Here is a 21,439-nt window from a genome sequence, read left to right as displayed (position 1 = left end):
TATGTGGATGGAGTGGAAGTCCCGGCGACGTACGATCCCGTCACGGGTACGCTGACGCCCGATACACCGCTGGGCGATGGTACGTACGATTTCACCTATACCCTGACCGACGAAGCGGGCAACGAGGGATCCGTAAGTGATCCACTCACGATCGAGATCGATACGACGGCACCAACGGTGACGATAACCGGGGACGGCGGTACGGGGACGATTACGTTCACATTCAGCGAAGAACCTGTGGGTTTTGAGCTGTCCGATATAGCGATTACGAACGGAACTGCAGCCGGCCCGTTGATACAGGTGGACGCGTTCACGTATACACTGGCGGTAACTCCCATGGCGGGTGTGGCGACACCTTTCACCAACATCGCGGTCGATGTGAATGCGGGCACATTTGCTGACGATGCTGGGAACACGAATCCTGCTGCGAAAAATGGAACGACACTGAATAATCTGTTCATGGATTCCTCATATAATGCCACTGACATCACGGGCATGGATACCTCGCATGTAATCAGTGCATCAAATGCATTCGAGGGAAATCGTACGTTCAACCAGGACATCGGTGGTTGGGACATGAGCAGCGTGATGAGTATGAATGGTATGTTCTACGGTGCTGTAGCATTCGACCAGGATATCGGCGGTTGGGACACGAGCAGCGTGTCGGGCATGAGTTATATGTTTTTTAATGCCAAAGCGTTCAACCAGGACATCGGCGGTTGGGATACGAGTGGTGTGACGAATATGTCGTCTATGTTCAGAAGTGCCAAAGTGTTCAACCAGGACATCGGCGGTTGGGATACGAGCGGTGTAACGACTATGAATGGTATGTTCTATCATGCAACAGCGTTCAACCAAGATATCGGAGATTGGGACACGAGCAGTGTGACGAATATGTCGTCTATGTTCATGTATACTGTAGCATTCGACCAGGATATCGGCGGTTGGGACACGAGCAGCGTGACGGACATGTTCGGTATGTTCTACTATGCAGATGAGTTCAACCAGGATATCGGAGATTGGGAAACGGGCAGCGTGACGAATATGTCGTTTATGTTCGCTAGTGCCGTAGCGTTCGACCAGGATATCGGAGATTGGGAAACGGGCAGCGTGACGAATATGTCGTCCATGTTCAATGGTGCCGCAGCGTTCAACCAGGATATCGGCGGTTGGGATACGAGCGGTGTGGTCAATATGTCGTCGGTGTTCAGAAATGCCGCAGCGTTCAACCAGGATATCGGAGATTGGGAAACGGGCAGTGCGACGAATATGTCGTCTATGTTCGGTGGTGCCGCAGCGTTCGACCAGAATATCGGAGGTTGGGACACGAGCAGCGTGACGGGCATGAATGGCATGTTCTACGGTGCTTCAGCGTTCAATCAGGATATCGGAGGTTGGGACACGAGCAGCGTGACGGACATGAGTTATATGTTCAGAGATGCCGCAGCGTTCAACCAGGATATTGGAGCCTGGGATGTCAGTGCGCTGACAAATGCTGTAGGCATGCTCGATAATAGCGGCATGTCAGCTTCCAATTACGATCTTCTGCTTGCCGGCTGGTCCGATGTCAATAGTTCAGCAGGGGAAACCGGACTCCAAAGCGGGGTGACTCTTGACGCCTCAGGAGTTACCTATACCGATGCGACATCGCATCAGTACCTCACCGATATGGGCTGGAACGTCGGTGGTACTCTCGATGCAGGGGTGACGGTTGGAGACAACAGTCTGGACGACACGCTGTCGGGTTCCATCGTCCACGGTCTTGGCGGCAATGACACTCTCATAGGCACTGCATCTAATGATCTGCTGGTCGGCGGTGCGGGCGACGATACTCTCACGGGTAACGCAGGTGTCGATACGTTCCGTTACCACTTCACCAACGCAGGCAACGACACGATCACCGATTTCAGTAACGGATCGGGTGGAGACGTGCTGGATCTGCACTATCTGCTGGACGGAGCGAGCTCGGCTACGATTGGGGATTTCGTGACGATGTCCAATGCCGGTGGAGACACGCTCATGCTGAATATAGACGCCAATGGCGACGGGTCAGGCACGGATGTAACGATTACGATGCAGGGATTGAGTTACAGTGCGGCATCGGGAGACCCGGACGCATTTCTGGCTGCAATGCTCGCAAACGGTAACATGGTCATCTGAAGAGGCGAGGTGAGCCGGGACACGATGTTTGTCCCGGCTCATCATCGTGGTGTCGTAAACCATCTATCGGGACCTTTCGGAAACAACAGTATTACCTATAGCGCAGCACATATAAGCAGTATTCATGGCAAAGCGTTTGTTTTCTTTATTTTTTCCATATGTATTCATTCTGCCGCGCGGTGGGGTGTCGATGAACGAAGCCATCGTGAGTTTGCCGCTGTTTTGTGCTCGAGCGGCTCATGCTGGCTATCGCTGTTTCTTGTTTCCTTTACTGTTGCTGCTGCCCATGCTGTTGTACGGTTGTGCTTTCACGAGTACCGGCAGGAGTCCGGAAAGAGACTTTGCAGTGCTTGATGCCGTTGTTCCGGCTGAGCGTGCGGCATTGTCGTCAGACATCGCCGAGCCGTGGACGCTGGATCGGCTGATCGGCGCTTCGATCACGACGAACCCCCGGGTTCTGGGAAGCCTTGCAGGCTACCGTGCCGCTGAATCGCGAGCAGATGCGGCTTGGGCGGAGTACTTGCCGGTGCCCTATGTTGATATGCGGTATGACGCCCGAGACGGTGATCGAGTTGGTGTTTTCGGGATTCGCCAGCCCCTGTGGAGTGGTGGTAAGCTTTCCAGCGGATTACAGGCGGCACGTTCGATCGCTTGGTCAAGCAAGCTGTCGATAAGCGAGACGCAGCTATCAACCGCTCTCGACGTGGTCAACCGCTATCAAGCCATCCTTTGCCACCGTGTACGTATCGAAGCGCATACCAAAGGAGTGTCGTTGTTGGAACGCTATGCGTCGATGATGGAACGCCGGAAAGCTTCGGGGATATCGTCATCGATGGAGGTTTCGTTGGTGGCGTCTCGTCTGCTGCAAGAGCGTAGCGACCTGTCGATGGCCAGAGCCGGTTTGCATACTGAACTGGACCATCTTTCGCTCCTGGTCGGCCAGCGACTTTCCGGGAAAGACCTTTCTTTTGTCGACGATCAGGGAATGGTAGCCCCACCGGCTCTTGATACACTCCGTGACCATGCGATGCATCGCAACCCAATGTTGGCGCGTGCATCGGCAACGATCGATGTTGCCCGCCATCAGCGCTCGAAGGAGCTCGCCAACCTGTTGCCAACGGTAGTGCTGAAGGCGGAACACCAGAGTGATTTCTCGGGAACGGATGTCGAAAACGCTGTCTATATGACGATGGAATACGAGTTCGGCGGCGGTTTGGCGGCTCTTGGCGCGATCCGTTCGGCGCGATCCGGCATTGAAAAAGCACGGCAAAATGAGGAAAGCGTGCGACGCGATCTAGAAGCAGTGCTCCATGAAGAGCACGAGTCTTGTCAGGTGTCGCTGGCGCGCTATACATTGAGCCGAGACAAGACGCGTTATTCGCAAGCGGTACTCGATTCGTACACGCGATTGTTTGTTGCCGGCAAAGTCAGTTGGCTCGATCTGCTCAACTCGGCACGTGAACTGATTCAGAACGAAGTTGCAACCGGCGATCTTCTGGCATCGTACTGGGGCTCCCTGTATCGGCTACGCCTGTATTCGGCAGATCCGGAGCTGCTTGGCGGCCTGATCAATGATCAGGCGTCAACTCCGGCTGATTCACCGGTAGAGGATGTCGATACAGATGAGAGCTGACTGGTTGTATTTTAGTTGTACAAAGACTTTTTGTTATGTCCCATCATGCATCGTTTACTTCCCAAATGAATATCGACTGGCTTGCAGAGCGTTGCTGTGCCCTCGAAGGCAGGACGATGGGGGTGCCGTCGGCACGGTTGGAAGCGCTGCAGCATCATCTCGATGATCGCGCTTCTGCCAACTCGCCAGTCCCTCCAGGAGAGGCACTCGACACCCTCTTGACCCTGCTGGGGATGGCCGACAGGGAGCATACTGATGAACCGGTGTCCAACATGCTGCCGATGGTCTGTGCGATACCGGGTATTGAAAGCGGAATCATTTACGGACGGACCGAACAGGGAGGCTGGATGCTCGAGAGCCCGAACGGGGTACTGCAGGTATCCGTGATCCCTCCAGGTTCCAGTTTTGTCTCGTTACGTCACCAGCATGACGGGGCGTTCAAGGTCCCGAGCTTTTTCGACATATTCCGCCAGTCGGTTCGCGACAAGATTTCGGTGTTTGTCAAAGCAGGGGTTGCGTCGGTGCTGATCAATGTATTCGCGTTGTTTGTCTCGTTCTACTCCCTGCAGGTTTATGACCGGGTGATTCCGACGGGCGGCATGCAGACGTTGACAGTGCTGACGGTAGGGGTGCTGATGATCATGGCGCTGGACCTGGTGGTCCGACTGTCGCGAAGCTTCATTATGGAGCGTTTTGTTCGCGGTATGGATCAGGAGTTGTCGCATCGGATTTTTCACCGGCTGTTACAGATCCGGATGGACCAGTTTCCCTCGAGCGTGGGTTCACTGGCGGCTCAAGTTCGGGGGTATGAAGCGATTCGCACGTTTGCCTCGACGGCGACGATGTATACGCTGATCGACCTGCCGTTCGGTGTGGTATTCCTACTGGTTATCATGGCGATCGCCGGACCGCTGGTGGCGCTGGTTGCACTGTGTTTTTTCTGTTTGTCGATCCTTGTTGGCCTGTTGTTTCGCCGGCGGATCGAAGACCATACCAGAGAGAGTGCAGGGATATCGAACCGTAAGCTCGGGATGCTCGTCGATGCGCTCGATGGGGCCGAAACCATAAAGTCGAGCGGCGGTGCCTGGCAGGTCATCAGTGCCTGGGACCAACTGAATCGCAAGGTTATCGACGACGAAGCTCTGACCCGGCGATTCAGTGAAGCATCGATGCACCTGACAGCGTTTATGCAGCAGATAAGTTATATTCTGTTGGTTGCGACCGGTGCATGGCTTGCTTCGACATCGAGCCTGACGACAGGTGGCATTATCGCCTGTGCGATTTTGTCGGGCCGGGTGCTGGCGCCGATCGGGATGCTGCCGGGCCTGATCGTCCAGTGGGGGCATGCCAAAATCGCGTATGAAAACATTGAACGTTTTTTCACCCTGGAACAGGATAACCATGGTGTTGATCGCCCCCTGGCGCCCAACAGTCTCAAGGGAAATTTTGTGCTTGAGAATGTTCGCTTCGCTTATGGAGACAACAGGCCGGTGCTGTCCATCGATCGGCTTCACCTCGTGCCTGGCGAGAAAGTTGCTGTGCTCGGTATGGTGGGATCGGGCAAAAGTACCCTATTAAAAATCCTTGCCGGCCTTTACAAGCCCACATCGGGTACAGTGCTCATTGACGGTCTCGACCTGCACCAGGTGTCGCGTCATGTGCTGACAGAACATGCTGGCTATCTTCCTCAGCAGGTGCATCTTTTTGGGGGTACGCTACGCGATAACCTCCTGTTCGGGTTGAAACGGCTGCCTGACTCGGCTGTGATGGAGGTCTGTCGGAAGACCGGCTTGAGTGATCTGATTGCACAGCATCCCAAAGGGCTTGATCTGCTGATCTCTGAAGGTGGTGCGGGTGTTTCGGACGGTCAGCGGCAGTTGATCGGTTTGACGCGGCTCATGCTTTCCTCTCCCCGAATTTGGCTCCTGGATGAACCGACCTCTTCCATGGATGACCGCTTCGAGCAGCGAGTCATGAACGCGCTTGCTGAACAGATCGGTGCTGAAGATTCCATGGTGCTCATAACACATAAACCGGCACTGCTGCGCCTGGTTGACCGGATTGTGGTGCTGGTGCCAGGCGGCGTTGCGCTTGACGGAGCGCGTGATAAGGTGCTCAACAGTCTGCGCGCCCCCGGAGCCGCACAATCTCGCCCACCTGCCCCAACTAGATCATCATGAGTCGACAAGAACGCTTTGGCAGCCTGAATCAGACGGATTGGGCCAGTAAACTGGTGATAATTGCAGCAGTGATAACCGTGGTATTTTTTCTGTGGGCCTCCATCGCAAAGATGGAAGAGGTTACCCATGCTCGGGGCATGGTCATTGCCAAAACACGAAATCAGGTGATCCAGTCGGCCATTGACGGGATCATTCAGGAGGTGATTGTCGAGGAAGGACAGTCGGTCAAAAAAGGCCAGGCACTCGCTCATATGGAACGAACAAAGGCCGAAGTGGCGCAGAATGACAGTTTTGGCAAGGTCGCTGCGCTTGAAGCTGCTCTGGTGCGGCTTCGGGCCGAAGTGCTCGGTACACCCATGAAGTTTCCTCCCACGCTTGGTGACTTCCCGGAATTTGTTGCCAACCAGGAGCACCTCTACTTTCGACGTAAGGAGGCGCTCGAAACCGATTTACGGACTCTGAATGAATTGCTGGTTCTGGCAAAAAAAGAACTTGCCATGACCAAGCCCCTTTTGCAGAGTGGAGATGTTGGCCGTATCGAGGTATTGCGCCTGGAGCGTCAGATAGTCGAGATCACCGGCCAGCTTCAAAAACGGCAAAACCAGTTTTTCGAGGATGCCCAGAAAGAGATGACCAAAATGGAGGAGGACCTGCGTGCCCAGCAACAGATTCTTGCTGAACGGTCCTTTACAGTGGAGCAACTCGATATCCGGTCACCTGTCGACGGGATGGTCAAGAAAATCAACCTCACCACACAAGGGGCGCGGGTACGGCCGGGTGAGGTCGTCATGGAGATCCTGCCCACTACAAGCCGGCTGATCGTCGAAGGAAAACTCCGGCCTGCCGATATCGGTTTTGTCCACGTCGGTATGCCAGCAAGTGTCAAGCTCGATGCTTATGACTACTCAATTTATGGCATGCTGAAAGGATCGGTAGTCTATATCAGCCCGGATGCCATTGCCGAGATGGCTCCCCAGGGAGAACTTCTCTATTATCGTGTACACATCGGTCTCGATGAGGACGAGGCGTTACTTCGCCGTGGCAAGGAGATAGAAATCCTGCCAGGCATGACGACCAATATCGATATTCGTACCGGTGAAAAAACCGTGTTGAGCTATCTGACCAAACCGATCATCAAGGTTTTTCATGAGTCTATGAGTGAACGGTGAGGGTGTTGAACCTTGAGATAGAGGCTACCATAACCTATCACCTTTACAATTCGCGTGATATGGTTATGAGCGACTTTCTCCATCGTCATGAACCCAGCTTTGGACGTAAAGCGAATGAAATCCCTGCAGGTTGACCAGCAAGGAGGTTGTGTTGTGAAATGTATAGAGCCGTTCTTATGAACGGTGTCGGTTCCGGTGATTCCGTTTTCTCCGAACGTGCTGTTTCGGGCCTCCTGAGATAGTCCCCTCGTTGTTTTCCTTCTGAAGAACGTTGCCTTAGTGTACTGGTTGAAAGATTGTCTTTCGGCAGTTTATCATGAAAAAACCATGTGTTATGGGTTTTATTTGTATTTAGACTTTGTATATTTAGTGCGTCTCCACGATTCGGGAGCGGGGTGGGGAAGCAGAGCGAAATTGTACCTGAATTGATCGGCAATTCCGTAGGGGTTCGACAAATGCGGCTCTTTATCAGTTTTCTCTTCCTCCCGACAGGTGGGGGGAATAAGTGCATTATAAATGACAGAATGAGATATGGCTCAAAAAATCAAGATCAAGACAGGCTCTATTGAGGAAACCCTGTTACTGCCTTTATGGGGCAGGGCATATGAAACACAAAAGAGCAGCCCGCGGTTAATTGACGAACGTGCGGTGGAGATTATTCAACGAATTGATTACGATTTTTCGGATATCGAAAAAACCCAGGCCATGTCACAGCACGGCTGGGTCTCACGAAGTCTGCATACGGACAGAGTGGCTCGTGAGTTCATAAAAAAACATCCCGAAGCGACCATAGTCAATATCGGCTGCGGGATGGACACCACCTTCAGCCGTATCGATAACGGTACGATCATGTTTTATGAACTGGACCTGCCGGATGTGATCGAGTTAAGAAGGCGCTTCTATGAAGACAGCGACAGGCACAAAAGTATCGCTTCTTCATTCCTGGATACACAATGGTTTGAAAAAATAGAGGTTCGGGACGGTTTGCTGTTCCTGGCCGGGGGTGTGTTCATGTATTTCGATGAAGAACAGATCAAAACATTTTTCATGAAAGCGGCAGATCATTTCAACGAATGTGAGTTTTTCTTCGATGCACTCTCGCCTATGGGAATGAAGATTGCAAAAAAGCAGGTGTTGAAAAAAGGTGGGATGGGGATGTCCATGGATGGCGGATGGGGACTGAAGCCGGTATCGTCGCTCGAAAAGTGGGATCAGAGGATCAGGGTGATACGTTCATTCCCCATGTCAAAGGGGATGAAAAAAGGGATTGCGCTGCAATTTAAAATCATGGGAGCCATTACGGATATGCTGGGTGTGTGTTCGATGGTGCATATGAGAATCGGATCTTCCCGTTAGTTGCGAGTCGATACAGATTTTCATTATGGGAGTATTGTAAAAATGCAATCTGTTCGCCGATCACCTATGATGTTGTCGCCCGGGCTCCAGCCATCTGTCCCGAACATGTATATGGATTATCGCCTTCGATTTTTATGCAACCTAAATTGAGTGATTGTCGAGCATGTCGGAGATACGAGGCGCAAGGAATGCCGCTGTATCCCGACAAGTCGGGACGCTCAGTTTAGGTGCAAATATCTTTCAAACAACAGGGTAGTTGATATGCCCATAAATTAACTGGAGAAAAAGAAAGTGCGTTTTGGAAAAATAATAGTGTTTGCCTTTTGTATAGGCTCTGTCTGCTCCTTTGTGCCGGCTATGTCATGGTGCAGTGAGGAGGAGTCAGGTGCCACGATGGAAATGCCGGAAATGATCGTGACCGCCAATAAAATCGAGGAGGATGTTCAGGACGTTCCCCAAAGTATCACGGTCATCGACGATGAGGTCCTTAAGGAGAAGGAGATCAAAGATGTTACCGGCATCATCAGTGAGATCCCTAATATGAATTATACTTCTAGCTATGCCGGTCAAGTGAACTTCAGGGGCTTGAGCACCTCGTTGTTAACCAGCAACAACCCTGTGGTCATTTATATTGACGGGGTACCCTCTACCAACCAGTACGGTTATGACGCTTCGCTGGTCAATGCCGAACGGGTCGAGGTTCTGCGTGGCCCTCAGGGTACGCTTTACGGAAAGGATGCCATCGGTGGAGTTATCAAGGTGGTTACCAAAGAGCCGGTAAACGAATGGCATGGAAGTATCGGCGCCGGATACGGCAGCTACAACGACATGGAGGGCTCTCTTAATGTCAGTGGCTCCCTTATTGAGGACAAGCTTTATCTCGGGCTGAACGGTCGCTATCAGCAAGATGACGGCTGGATCACAAACGACTACACTGGTGACGATGAATTCAACAAGAGCAGCCTCTACAATCTGGGGAGCTACCTGCTGTATACGCCGACCGACAGGTTCACCGCCAAGCTCACCCTGTCAAACGATTACTCCGAAATATATGGGATCACAGGTTACGGTCTGCCTAGCGGAACAAGAGCCAGTGAGTTCGACCGGGACGATGCCGAGCACAGTTCTTTCGATGAAGACTTTGTTGAAGAGACAGAAGTGATGGCGCAGAGTCTTCATCTGAAGTATGAGTTCGATTCGGTGACCCTGACTTCAACGACCACCCATAGAGATGTTGAAACTGATGGTATCAACGATCGCGATGCCCAGGCAAATACCAGTTATGACGGGCTTATTGGCTTTAGCGCAACCGACTCTGAAACCTGGACCGAGGAACTGAGGTTATCAAGCAATAATACGGAGGGCGTACGTTGGGTTGCCGGTGCATATTTTGATACTGAGGATATAAAGAAAGGCCCCGATGGAATACAGATGTCTTTCTCCGGAAATGACTACGAAATGAGTTATCGATCCAAAACTGAAAGTGAGACCCAGGCCCTGTTCGGGCAGATAATGATTCCCTTTCTCGACAGCTTTGAACTGACTCTCGGGGCACGTTATCAGCGGATCGACAAAGAGATGGACCTGGATACCTACTATGGACTGGTCGGGGCCAGCAGTGATCTCATCTACTCGATTCAGCCCGATGAGACCTGGGACGTTTTCTTGCCCAAGGTTGCACTCTCATACAAATTGAATGACACCTGGATCACTTACGCTTCTGTGGCGAAAGGTTATATGCCCGGCGGTTTCAACTTTTATGCCTCCTCTGGTTCAGAGGAAGACATCAGCTTTGGGCCGGAGCAGTCGATCAACTACGAAATTGGGGCCAAGGCGGAGTTTGCCCGCGCACGTCTTGCCGCCGCCGTCTTTTATATGGACATCGATGGTATCCAAATCAGTAAATACGACAATGAGATTGATATGTGGGTGACAGATAACGCCGGCGGCGCTTACTCTCTGGGCGCGGAGCTGGAGTTGACCTATTTTCTGACCGATTCTATTGAATTGACAGCAGCACTCGGCATCATCGAGGCAGAATATGACGACTACGATACCGGCACTGTTGATTACGACGGTGAATCGATCTCTGGAACTCCATCGCATACGGCGCGGATCGGTCTCGCCTACTACCACCCCAATGGGATTTACGCTCGTGGGGATGTTAGGAGTCTGGGCGAGGTTCCCTATTACGATAGTTCCAACAATGAGTTCGACGAGCTGGATAGCTACATCACCGCTGATGTCAAGGTCGGTTATCGCTTCGAGGGGTATGATATTTACGCCTACTGTAACAACCTGACCGATGAAGAATATATCACATCATTCCAAACGGCCAGTATGAAGGCGGTTGCGTCCTACGGCGATCCGCGAGCCTTCGGTATTGGGGCCTGTTATAACTTCTGATCTTACTAACCAACACGACTGGACCAGGTTTACCACCACAACGAAACATGAAAGGTATTTACTCCAGGAAACCAGAACATAATTATGATAGCGAGAACTCCCATGACTGAAGGCTTAAAAGTAACCGGTCTGAACAAGACCTATTCAAACGGTGTGCGTGCATTAGATGGGGTTGATCTTGAGGTGCGGCCAGGGCTTTATGGCTTACTCGGCCCAAACGGCGCAGGCAAAAGTACCCTGATGAGAACCCTTGCCACACTACAGCAACCCGATAGCGGCAACATTACACTCAACGGCATCGATGTGTTGGCTGAAGCGGATCAGCTGCGTAGTCAACTTGGCTATCTGCCACAGCAGATTGGTGCCTATCCCGGTGTGTCCGGGCGAAGCCTGATGGAGCGATTTGCCTGGTTAAAAGGCTATACTGATCGGAAAAAGCGTGCAAATGAGGTGGCGTGTTTACTCGAACGCGTCAATCTAAGCGATGCTTCTCAAAGGGCAGTGGCAGAGTATTCCGGAGGTATGTTGCGCCGTTTTGGTATTGCTCTAGCATTGATCGGTTCTCCACGCTTGTTGATCGTCGATGAGCCCACTGCAGGACTGGATCCAACGGAGCGAAATCGCTTTCATCGTGTGTTAGCAGATGTTGCAAATGAAGCTGTTGTACTGCTCTCAACCCATATTGTCGAAGATGTGGAAAACCTGTGTGGTCGACTTTCTATTTTGACAGATGGACAAATCGTTGCTACAGGCTCACCAGAGGAGCTCATTGAGCCCTTGCAGGGTCGTCTGTGGTCTAGTGTCATTGCCAGAGGTCAGGAACCGCCCGGCGATGCACTGCGTATTTTGGCACACCCAAACGGTCTGCGTGTTATTATGCAAAGAGATCAGGCACCGCAAGGGGATTATGTAGCCCATCAGCCCAGCCTTGAAGATGCCTACCATGTAGCGCTAAAAACATCTGGAAAGGAGATTGGCGTATGAACCATGCTGTTTACTGGGCGGAATTTCGCCATGAAATTCGTGCGGGTCTACGAGGTCCTTTGCTCCCTATCGCTGCAGTCGTCTTTACGCTGTATGTCCTAGTCGTACTGACCAATGGCAATGTACTGCGCGGTTTTGGCGCTACGCGTAATTCGGCGGCAATAATGTATCAATTTGCCACATTTTTGTCCGTATATCTGTTTTTTGTTTGGGCGTGGATTTACGCTCAGGTAGTGGTACGCGACCGCAATGTACGTCTGGATGAAAATGTGTTGAGTTCGCCTATCAGTTTACCTAAGCTACTGTTTGCACGTTATCTCGGTGCTTCCGTTGTGGCGTTCTTACTTGGTGCAGTTGTGCCACTCAGCTTTTTTCTGATGCCAATACCTGCCTGGCTAGGACTGTTTCCTCCAACAGCTATCGGTGATGCACCAGTATTGCCGGTGCTATTAATTCTCCTGCTATTCTTGCTGCCAGCTGTTCTGGGTATAGGTGCCTTGTTTGTCAGTAGTGCGCTGTGGACGCGTTCGACGGCAGGACCTTTTGTGGTTGCCGCATTCCTGATGCTGATCTGGATGGTTGGTCTTCTCGTCTTTCGCATAAGTGATATCAGCGATACCCTTGCATCTGTGCTTGACCCAACGATGTTTAATGAGGTTGACCGCCAGATCAGTGACTTGACCCCGAATGAAAAAAACGATTTCCTCCTGGATGTGACATCGCTCTATCTGCTGAACCGCCTGTTATGGTTTGTGTTGCCAGTGGGGCTGTTACTGTTTGTATTGCGCCGCTTAAACCGTGATCACTTGCTACTGGATAACAGTAAAAAAACGGTTCGTGATACTACTGCTAAACAGACCTTGTCAGCCGTACAAACAACTGCATCTGTGACTATCAACGGCAAACCATCGTGGTTGCGTGCACTGTTTAGCGAAGCACTCTGGCATCTACGGCTCTCTTTGCAAAACAGGGGTCAGCTATTGGCATTGGGAGTAATATTACTCATGGGAGTGTTTAGTTCAGTTATGAAGGTACTGTATAACGGTCAAGGACCCATGGTACCGTATGTAGAGCATTTATTATCGATCAGAGGCTTTTTCTATCTGTTTACCCTGCTTGCCGTGGCGGGGTTTGTCGGCGCCTTGATGCGCCGTGATCAGCGTAGTGGCTTTGAAGAGATGTTTGATGCTACACCCGCACCGCTTGGTACGCGTGTGCTGGCACGGATCTTGAGTGCTTTTTTATTGACGATGGCTATCGGCTTGTTTCCAACACTCACGGTATGGATTGTCATGGCTATCGGCGGGATGTCTATTGCCTGGTGGGATCCGCTGGCATTCCAAATGCTCGTGTTGACACCCGCTTTGCTGGAGATAGCAGCACTGGCTGTATTGAGCCACAGCCTGATCCGCAACGCAGGGGCCGCGTACGGGGTCTCAATGATGCTTGCCTTCATCGCGTTTATGAATCAAGAGCTGCTTCTGGTCTCCTATCCACCAGCCCAGATCGGTAAAGCTGTATCCTTGTCGTTTTCATCCCTCAGTGGTTGGCGTCCCTGGCTCGCCAGTGTGATCAGTACCGATCTATTGAAGCTTGGTATCGCTTTGGTCATTGTGGCTTTGGCTTGGCTTGTCTGGCTTCGTGGGGTGGATTTTGGTTTTGCAATGCGTTGGCGTATTGCACGTTCTCGTATCCCTAGTGTTGCTCCTTTGGCTATTGCTGGTTTATTGTTGATTACACTGCCTGGTGTAGTGCTGTATCAAAAACTGGTGGTTTACGGTGAGTATCAGTCACTAAAAGAGGAGATAGCTGAAGCTGCTGCTTGGGAAAAGCAGTGGTGGAATAAAGGCGGTGCCTATTCACTGGATGGTGGCGAAGTCCATGTTCAACTCAATCCATCCAAGCGAACACTGGAAGCGCAGTGGACATTAAATAATGTCCAAAGTGCCAATAATCTTTTACACGGCAGTCTGCCGCACGGTGTCAGCATTAGCTCTGCGGTGGTTGAAGATAAGAAAGTAGTCCCGAATACGGCGTATGATCATTTCACCTTGCCGCTGGAGGGCTGCCCGGTTGAAGGATGCGATGTGCAACTGACCTTGACGGCCAAGCTGCAGGATTGGTCGGCGGATGATGTGCAGTCTTGGCTACTCCCCTCAGGTGTCTGGCTACGCGCCGCTGATGTTTTACCGACATTGGGACTTGATCCGGATTGCCGCCTGCATATACCTGCCGAGAGAGCGCAGTTTGGTCTACCTAAGCTAGAGGGCAACCTGCCGCGCCATGCCATGCAAGCCGCCGAGGCCGTCGCGCCGGCGGGATCCTGGCATTGGCGTGTAGAGATTGAGGGTGGCGGAGCTACTACACAGACCTCCGGTGCACTGAACGGTCCGTTGGATTTTGCCATGGTCTGGTTGCCTGACACACCGGAACAGACGACGCAAAATGGCATTCAGGCCTGGCATGGGCACGAATACCGGCAAGCCGCCGAAGATATCCTTGAGGACCTGAAGCTCATGACGCAATACGTCGGCGATCTGCTGGGGCAGGTGCCTGATGTGCGTTATGTTGTCCAGGCGCCGCGTGAACTAGGGGAAATAGCACAGTTTGGTGAGCTGCTCTGGTTGCCCGAAAACCTTGGTTGGGATCTTGCCAGCGAAGGTCCTGGACGCAAACGTCGGCGTGCGGCTATAGCTTCGGCTCTTAGTCGGCATCTACTGCTTCAGGCTACTGATCTGCGTACCGAAAAGGGTGCGCAGTGGTTGCTCTCTGGGGTATCGGGTTGGGTCGGTATGGAATGCCTTAGACGCAGTGATGGGAAGCAGGCCTGGATCGCTGAGCTAAACTGGCAGGCGCAAGACCTCTCCAAAGCAATGGGTGAAAGGCGGGAAGTACCAGTTGGTCAGGTAGCTGATGCTGGCGAAGCCGACTGGGTCAAGCTTTATACAACACTAAGTACACTGAATTGGGCAGCAAGTCAAGGTACTGAACAAACTGTTGTTGTAATCAAAGCCCTGCTAAATCGACTTCAAAATAACGAACCTTTGCCTGAGGCGTTGGCAGCACTGGCGGGACAACAAACTGCCGAGCGTTTATTAGGTATGCCTATGGTCTCAGATATTGCAGTACACGTAGATGATAAACAGCAAGTGCAGATAAAAGCCAAACGTTGGCAATGGAATGACAAGGGTTGGGAATTGATAGAAGAACCAAAAGAAGTTTTACAGATAGTAGGGGAGCAGACACAGATACTTGATCTGCAAAAGTCCTTGGAGATAAATACTATGCAGGATTTTATCGTACTTGATAGCTGGTCAAGCGTCGAGCGAACACCCAAAGATAATGTTTGGAGACATACGGCTAACCCCTAGTGGAGTCTGTACGATAAAGTGTGTCGACGGACCTTCGGGACCGGCACCCGCTACAACTTCTAATATCGTCAGCTTAGTTTGATGGGTTTGATGTGCGGACGCCTTGCGTCCGCACATCAAACCACAACCGTTGGGACAGTAGTGAATGAGTGCAAGACGGAAAGTATGAGTATTAATTGGGCGCCTTTGCCGGAGTGTTCATAGGCTAACGAGATGTTCTCAGAAGCAAGTTTGCTAACTCTAAATTGAGTGATTGTCGAGCATGCCACAGATGCAAGGCACAGGGAATGCCGCTGTCGGGATTTCAACACATGCGGTTCTTTACCTGTTTTCACGTTCGCTCTGCAGATGAGGGATAAGCTCTAGGGCACCTCTATAAAGAAAGTATAACAGATTCTCTTTGATAAACTTACCAATATGGAGCATCCCGACGAGTCGGGACGCTCAGTTTAGGTTCTGATAACCTTTTTATTGAGGAAATGCACTATGTCCAATAAAAAATCAGAAGGTGATGGCGTTTTATGGCGCATTATAAGGCCGGTCAAGACCCATATCTATAGCGCCATGCTACTCCATGCCTTTGGTTCGGTCGCCACGATTGCGACGCTCCTCTTGCTTTCGCTTATGATAGCGGTGCTGCTCAACGGCGGCAGTCTGTTTTTCATGGGTATAAACTGGAGTCTCCCGGGCACGCTCATTGGTGTAGGAGCCGTAGGCCTTTCGGCATTTATCCTATCCTCGATCGCCTTTTCTGTTTCCCACCTGGGCGCCTTTGAGCTTGAAGTCGATCTGCGCACAAAACTTGCCGAACATATGGCGCAGCTGCCTCTGGGTTATATCATTACCAATGGTACGGGGGCGCTGAAAAAAGTGGTTCTTGACGATGTAAAAAACCTCCATGTTTTTGTCGCCGACAGCACCCCCATGATCGGGCGGAGCTTCACCGCTCCGGTTGTCAGCCTCATTCTGATTTTTGCTATCGATTGGCGGCTGGCCCTCATTGCGCTGAGCGTGTTGATCCTGGGCATGATCATGATGAGCATCGCCATGAAAGACTACGGTGAGATTCGACAGGAGTATGACGCCAGTCTTGGCAAAATCAACGCGGCGGTGATCGAGTTTATCCAAGCCATGGTCGTGGTCAGAACCTTCGATGACGGAACCAGCTCTTTCAAGCGCTATCATAAAGCCCTGGAGAGTTTCCAGGGGGTATTTATCAAATGGATGGATAAATGCAGCTCGCCCTCGAGGCTTTCAATGATCATATTCGGTCCGCTTCCCACGATGGCGGCCGTAATTGCGGGGGGAATCTTCTTTATCAGCAAGGGAACCCTTTCCGTGCCGACCCTCGTGGCGATGCTTTTTATCTCGACGGCCATGGTAGATGCCTTCATGCCGCTCATGTGGCTGAACAACTTTTTGAGAAAGTCCAAAACCGCCGCCAATCGTATCGAAGAAATTCTTTCCATGCCGACCATGTCCTATGTGGAACGGGGTGAAGTCCCCGGCGAGATGACCATACGATTCGATGACGTTGACTTCTCTTATGAAAACCGTAAAGAGAAAGCCCTGAGCGGCGTGAGTTTCACGGCTCTTCCCGGTGCATCCACCGCCCTTGTCGGACCGAGCGGGGCCGGTAAAAGTACCGTGGCGAGGTTGCTGCCCCGTTTTTGGGATATCGATAAAGGCGCCATTACCATCGGCGGGGTCGATGTCAGGGAGATGACCAGTGAGGATCTGATGAATACGGTGACCTTTGTTTTTCAGGATACCTACCTTTTCCACGATACGCTGGCCAATAACATTAAAATGGCAAAACCGGACGCCACCGATGAAGAAGTGGTCGAGGCGGCCAAAGCGGCCCAGATACATGATTTTATCATGGAACTGCCCGAAGGGTATGACACCCATGCCGGTGAGAGGGGAGATCGCCTCTCCGGCGGTCAACGCCAGCGCATTACCATTGCTCGGGCGATCCTGCGCAACGCTCCCATTGTCGTGCTGGACGAAGCAACCGCTTTTGCCGATCCGGAAAGCGAAGAGGAGATCATCAAGGCCATCTCCTTCTTGACCAGGGACAAGACGGTTATCACCATTGCCCATCGCCTTTCCTCCATCACCCACGTCGATCAGATCCTGGTATTTGATAAAGGAGAGATTGTCGAGCGGGGTAAGCACGAGGAACTCCTCGCCAACAGAGGTGTTTACGCCGGACTCTGGTCAAATTACAAGGCTGCTCAAGGCTGGGATCTGCATGCAAAACAGCCGGCCGGAACAGATGGTTCAGCCACAGGAAGTATCGAAACTGGGAGTTCAGGGAAAAACGTCTTTCCGGTCGAACACCCTAACAAAGGAGCCGCACATGTCTAACGTATCAGCATATACCACATTCAAGCAGACCTATGAGACCGGAAAAGAGATTGCCGGCAAGTATCAGCACCTCTATACCCGTTCATTGCTGTTTTATATTTTCAGCTTTATCAATCAGGGGTTGGCCTACCTGAGCATCTACCCGATCTTTGTCGCCCTTTTCAGTACTCCCGTTGAAACCCGTACAGCCTTGATGTGGCTTCTGCTGTTTGTCGTCTTTACCGGTTTGAGCGGTATCAGTCGGTGGTTTGCCCATGATTTCGACTACACGGGAACTCTTCCCAGGGTGATGCACGATTTGCGCATAAAGTTGGGAGAGAAGCTTCGCACCATGCCTTTGGAGCGGCTGGGCCGTTATAAAACCGGGGAACTTAACTCTAGCTTGTCCAGTAATGTGGATGAAAGCGTTACCATGCTGGGTATGATATCGGGGATGTTTCTCGATGTTGTGATCACCCCGCTGGTGGTCGTTATGGGATTGTTTTTTATCGATTGGCGCATGGCCGTCATTGTGATGGTGATGATGCCTCTTGCCATGCCGCTGTATAAGAGAAAACGACAAAGCGGAATGGCGGAAAAGACTGATATGGGTAGAGCCAACGCGGCATTGGAATCCAATATCATCGAGTACATCCAGGGGCTTGCCGTGCTGCGGGCAACCAATCAGACAGGCACCAACGCCAAACGACTGTACGAGGGTATTATCCATGTGCGGGATCTTCAAAAATCCAAAGTTTTTAAGACCAACATCCTGATGCTTATGCTGGATGCGCTTATCCTTGTTACTCTTATCGTGATCGGGTTCCTGGGGAGCCTGTGGGTCGGCAATGCAACGATGAGTGTTGCCGCCGTAGCGGCCGTACTGGTGATGGTCTCGCGCCTTATGGAGCCTTTGTCGATTTTTTTGGCTATCACGGCTGTCATGGATATCATGTCCGCTTCGTTCAAGCGGGTCAAAGAGGTATTGGCGGTCGCCCCTCTCGATGTAGACGAACTGCAAGTCGGGATCAGCAGCTATGACGTGGAATTCAAGTCTGTTGATTTCAGATACCATGGCCAGGAAGAAGAGGCGTTGAAAGGGGTCAGCGTCCTGATTCCCGGTCAATCGATGACGGCCTTTGTCGGTCCTTCCGGCTCGGGGAAGACGACCATGACCAAGCTGATGATGCGATATGCCGATCCGCAAAAGGGAGCGATCGAAATAGGCGGAGCCGACATTCGCCAAATGTCCCAGGAGTATCTCTTGAGCATGTTCGCAGTGGTCTTTCAGGATGTCTATCTCTTTGATGAGAGCATCATTGAAAATATCCGCATGGCGAAACCGGGAGCCAGTGATGAAGAGGTCAAGGATGCTGCCAGAGCGGCTCATTGCCATGAATTCATCGAACGACTTCCCGATGGATATGATACAGGTGTTGGCGATATAGGCGGCTCCCTGTCTGGTGGCGAGCGTCAGCGCATCAGCATTGCCAGAGCGATTCTCAAAGATGCGCCTATCGTCATTCTGGACGAGCCCACCGCCGCCCTTGATACTGAAAGTGAAGTGGCCGTGCAAAATGCGATAGATAAACTTGTAAAAGATAAAACGGTGATCGTTATCGCGCATCGCTTGTCCACGATCTCCGGAGCGGATAACATCCTGGTTATCGATAACGGCGAAATAGTTGAAAGCGGGAAGCATGATGAACTGATCGCCGGAAGAGGTAAATACTTCGATATGTGGTCAGCACAACAAAGAGTCAAAGAGTGGCACATCAGCGCATAGTCTGAAAATGTCCCGGAGCGCACTGCACGAAGCCATTGCCCCTGGTTTTCAGGGATTTTTATATGAATACCGTGACTGACGGTGACTAAAACACTCCATTGGCATTCTGAATATTGCCGCCGTTAATTAACGAATAAAATCGCATAAGGGTACCAAGAGCTTGAATTGAGTCCCAATGCTCAACAATTCTTCCGTCTTCAAGGCGCCAAATATCAATAATATTCATGCCTTTTTTGTCGTTACCTCTGTCATCTTTCTTTAGAGTGGCATGTGAGTGAAAGATAACGTAATCGCCGTCAACATAGATGTGTTTTACGTCATAGGTGTAATCGGGATAGTCCTCTACAAACTCTTTTAAAAAGCCTACTAACCCCGTGATTTTGTCGGGCAGGTTGCGGTTGTGCTGAACATACGAGCTATCGTTATAGCGCTCTAGTATGTAGTCGAAATTATGGTTGTTCATCAGGTTTTGAACAAAGTCTGTAATTAAGGTGGCGTTTGCCAGCTCTTGCTCTGTCCAACTGGGTTTCTGTAATGATTGTAGATCTATAACCAGCTTGTCTGCATTTTGTGCAGAAGCAGTTACGCTTGCCAATATCAGAAGTGTTGATGCAATGATTTTCCGCATAAGTCGTTCCTCTCTATGTCATTGGTTCGGAGTAAGTATGATTTGTATATAATGGTAATTAATAGTAACCTAAATTACAAGAGGGCACTAAGATGTCATCTAGGCACATGTTGGTAACCTAAAGATAGAAGTTGGTAGGAGGACTGCTACGTGGCGAAGAACAAAGGAAAAACGAAGACTATAAGCAAACAGAAAGCTGAAAAGCGGGTATTTCATAACAACGACGAGTGCCCCGTTCGTAATGTGGTGGCCCAGATTGGCGACAAATGGTCAGTGCTGATTTTATTTGCACTCGTCGAAGGCCCCGACAGGTTTAACTCCATTAAATCAAGGGTGGTAGGTGTCTCACAGCGTATGCTCACGCAAACCCTGCGTGGCTTGGAGCGAGAAGGGTATGTAAATAGAACCGTCTACCCCGAAGTACCAGTAAGGGTGGAGTACGAGCTTACAGGAATGGGGAGAGGTTTAGTCAAACCCTTATATCAGTTGGTTTCTTGGGCGGAAACACACCATGACGAAATCAAACGTTCACGACAAGCCTACGACGAGCGAGGCTAATTGTAAAAGAAGTGGCAACGTAAAATCAGCGAAAGGTATTGGCGATCAACAAGCAAGGCATGAGCAACGCGCACATAACAAAGTTTTCCAGGTGAAGCCTACGGTGCACCTGAAAACGGTGTTCGACAAAGAAATAGACCATCATCGTGACCTACTGGCTTGATTTATTTGCTGGCGTAACGTGGAACGAATTCAGCAACGCAGGTAGCAAGGTAACTGGCTTCCGAGAAACACGCTGGAAAACGATTCAGCGGATCAAGGAAGGTGATATCTTTTTGTGTTACCTGACTGGTGTTTCACAATTTTTCGTCCTGCTCGAAATTACAGGGAAGCCATTTCAGGACGATAGTCTGGTTTGGAAAGATATGGTTTTCCATGTCGCCTGCCAGTTAAACCTCTGCTGGAACTCGATCCAGAGTATGGGGTTTCAGTCCATGACTTACGGGACCGCTTTTCATGTTTTCTTAAGTCGGATGCAGCCAATGTTTGGACTGGGGCCTTTCGAGGATCACCGGCAAAGTGGTCGCAATCAGATGGGGAAGCCGAATGCATGACGCTTCCGAGTCCATGGGATTGTCTGTCGGTCTCGAGATACAGTGTTAAAAAAAAGCAAAGTCTTTCTATCGGCTATCTTGGATGAATGATCGTTGATATTTCTGAAGATTGCCAGACATGGCGAAGATGATAATAACCGGGTGTTGGAGGTTCGGAAAAAATCAGGCTGGTGATTGATTTTGAGAATTTTATTTATTTTTATTTTGTCTAAATAAAAATGTTGTTATATTTGAATCAACACTGGTTGTGTTACTACCATTGTTGATTCTCCTTGCTAAAGCCTCTCTGTATGTGCCGCAGAGAG

At 50.9% G+C, this 21,439-nt stretch carries 14 protein-coding genes; 12 read left to right on the top strand and 2 right to left on the bottom strand.

What is annotated here, in order from left to right; translation table 11 throughout:
- On the top strand, positions 1-2,160 hold a 2,160-nt coding region (locus CR164_RS12445; protein WP_146204174.1), incomplete at its 5' end, for a BspA family leucine-rich repeat surface protein.
- Between the two features lie 246 nt (positions 2,161-2,406).
- Here CR164_RS12445 and CR164_RS13275 read toward each other — a convergent pair.
- Positions 2,407-2,601: a hypothetical protein gene (locus CR164_RS13275; RefSeq protein ID WP_239994560.1), complete on the bottom strand. Its 195-nt coding sequence runs from the start codon at positions 2,599-2,601 to the stop codon at positions 2,407-2,409.
- Here CR164_RS13275 and CR164_RS12440 point away from each other — a divergent pair.
- From CR164_RS12440 to CR164_RS12400, 9 genes are all read left to right on the top strand, one after another.
- A complete protein-coding gene (locus CR164_RS12440; RefSeq protein ID WP_239994559.1) occupies positions 2,507-3,793 on the top strand; it encodes a TolC family protein in 1,287 nt (428 codons plus the stop codon). The two genes, CR164_RS13275 and CR164_RS12440, sit on opposite strands and share 95 nt — an antisense overlap.
- Before the next feature lie 35 nt (positions 3,794-3,828).
- Positions 3,829-5,973 (top strand): ATP-binding cassette domain-containing protein, encoded by a 2,145-nt coding sequence (locus CR164_RS12435; protein WP_110024321.1) that lies wholly within the window; start codon positions 3,829-3,831, stop codon positions 5,971-5,973.
- Entirely contained in the window at positions 5,970-7,142 is a 1,173-nt protein-coding gene (locus tag CR164_RS12430; protein WP_110024320.1) for a beta-barrel domain-containing protein, read from the top strand. The genes CR164_RS12435 and CR164_RS12430 overlap by 4 nt, the downstream gene beginning before the upstream one ends.
- Before the next feature lie 531 nt (positions 7,143-7,673).
- Positions 7,674-8,498, top strand: coding sequence for a class I SAM-dependent methyltransferase (locus CR164_RS12425; RefSeq protein WP_110024319.1), 825 nt, complete (start codon positions 7,674-7,676; stop codon positions 8,496-8,498).
- 393 nt (positions 8,499-8,891) lie between these two features.
- Positions 8,892-10,904 carry a TonB-dependent receptor gene (locus CR164_RS12420; protein WP_161953533.1) on the top strand — a complete coding sequence of 671 codons (2,013 nt, stop codon included), beginning with the start codon at positions 8,892-8,894 and terminating at the stop codon, positions 10,902-10,904.
- 84 nt (positions 10,905-10,988) lie between these two features.
- On the top strand, positions 10,989-11,888 hold the full coding sequence (locus CR164_RS12415; protein WP_204901817.1) for an ATP-binding cassette domain-containing protein: 900 nt from the start codon (positions 10,989-10,991) through the stop codon (positions 11,886-11,888).
- The gene (locus CR164_RS12410; RefSeq protein WP_110024316.1) at positions 11,885-15,259 is read left to right on the top strand and encodes an ABC transporter permease; all 3,375 of its coding nucleotides are present in this window, start codon (positions 11,885-11,887) and stop codon (positions 15,257-15,259) included. Before CR164_RS12415 ends, CR164_RS12410 begins: the two co-directional genes overlap by 4 nt.
- Positions 15,260-15,745: 486 nt before the next feature.
- Positions 15,746-17,629: an ABC transporter ATP-binding protein gene (locus tag CR164_RS12405; protein ID WP_110024315.1), complete on the top strand. Its 1,884-nt coding sequence runs from the start codon at positions 15,746-15,748 to the stop codon at positions 17,627-17,629.
- A complete protein-coding gene (locus CR164_RS12400) occupies positions 17,622-19,394 on the top strand; it encodes an ABC transporter ATP-binding protein (RefSeq protein WP_110024314.1) in 1,773 nt (590 codons plus the stop codon). Before CR164_RS12405 ends, CR164_RS12400 begins: the two co-directional genes overlap by 8 nt.
- 85 nt (positions 19,395-19,479) lie before the next feature.
- Here the strand turns inward: CR164_RS12400 and CR164_RS12395 are convergent, their stop codons facing one another.
- On the bottom strand, positions 19,480-20,022 hold the full coding sequence (locus CR164_RS12395) for a nuclear transport factor 2 family protein (protein WP_110024313.1): 543 nt from the start codon (positions 20,020-20,022) through the stop codon (positions 19,480-19,482).
- A gap of 150 nt (positions 20,023-20,172) precedes the next feature.
- On the opposite strand from CR164_RS12395, the gene CR164_RS12390 reads away from it, so the two are divergent.
- On the top strand, positions 20,173-20,580 hold the full coding sequence (locus CR164_RS12390; RefSeq protein WP_204901816.1) for a winged helix-turn-helix transcriptional regulator: 408 nt from the start codon (positions 20,173-20,175) through the stop codon (positions 20,578-20,580).
- A 146-nt stretch (positions 20,581-20,726) separates the two neighbouring features.
- Positions 20,727-21,134: a hypothetical protein gene (locus tag CR164_RS12385; RefSeq protein WP_110024312.1), complete on the top strand. Its 408-nt coding sequence runs from the start codon at positions 20,727-20,729 to the stop codon at positions 21,132-21,134.
- Positions 21,135-21,439: the final 305 nt, after the last annotated feature.

Origin of the sequence: Prosthecochloris marina, from assembly GCF_003182595.1 — a bacterium.
GTDB classification, from domain to species: domain Bacteria; phylum Bacteroidota; class Chlorobiia; order Chlorobiales; family Chlorobiaceae; genus Prosthecochloris; species Prosthecochloris marina.
Note: the sequence above shows the minus strand (reverse complement) of the source record. Positions and strands in the feature narration are given on the sequence as shown.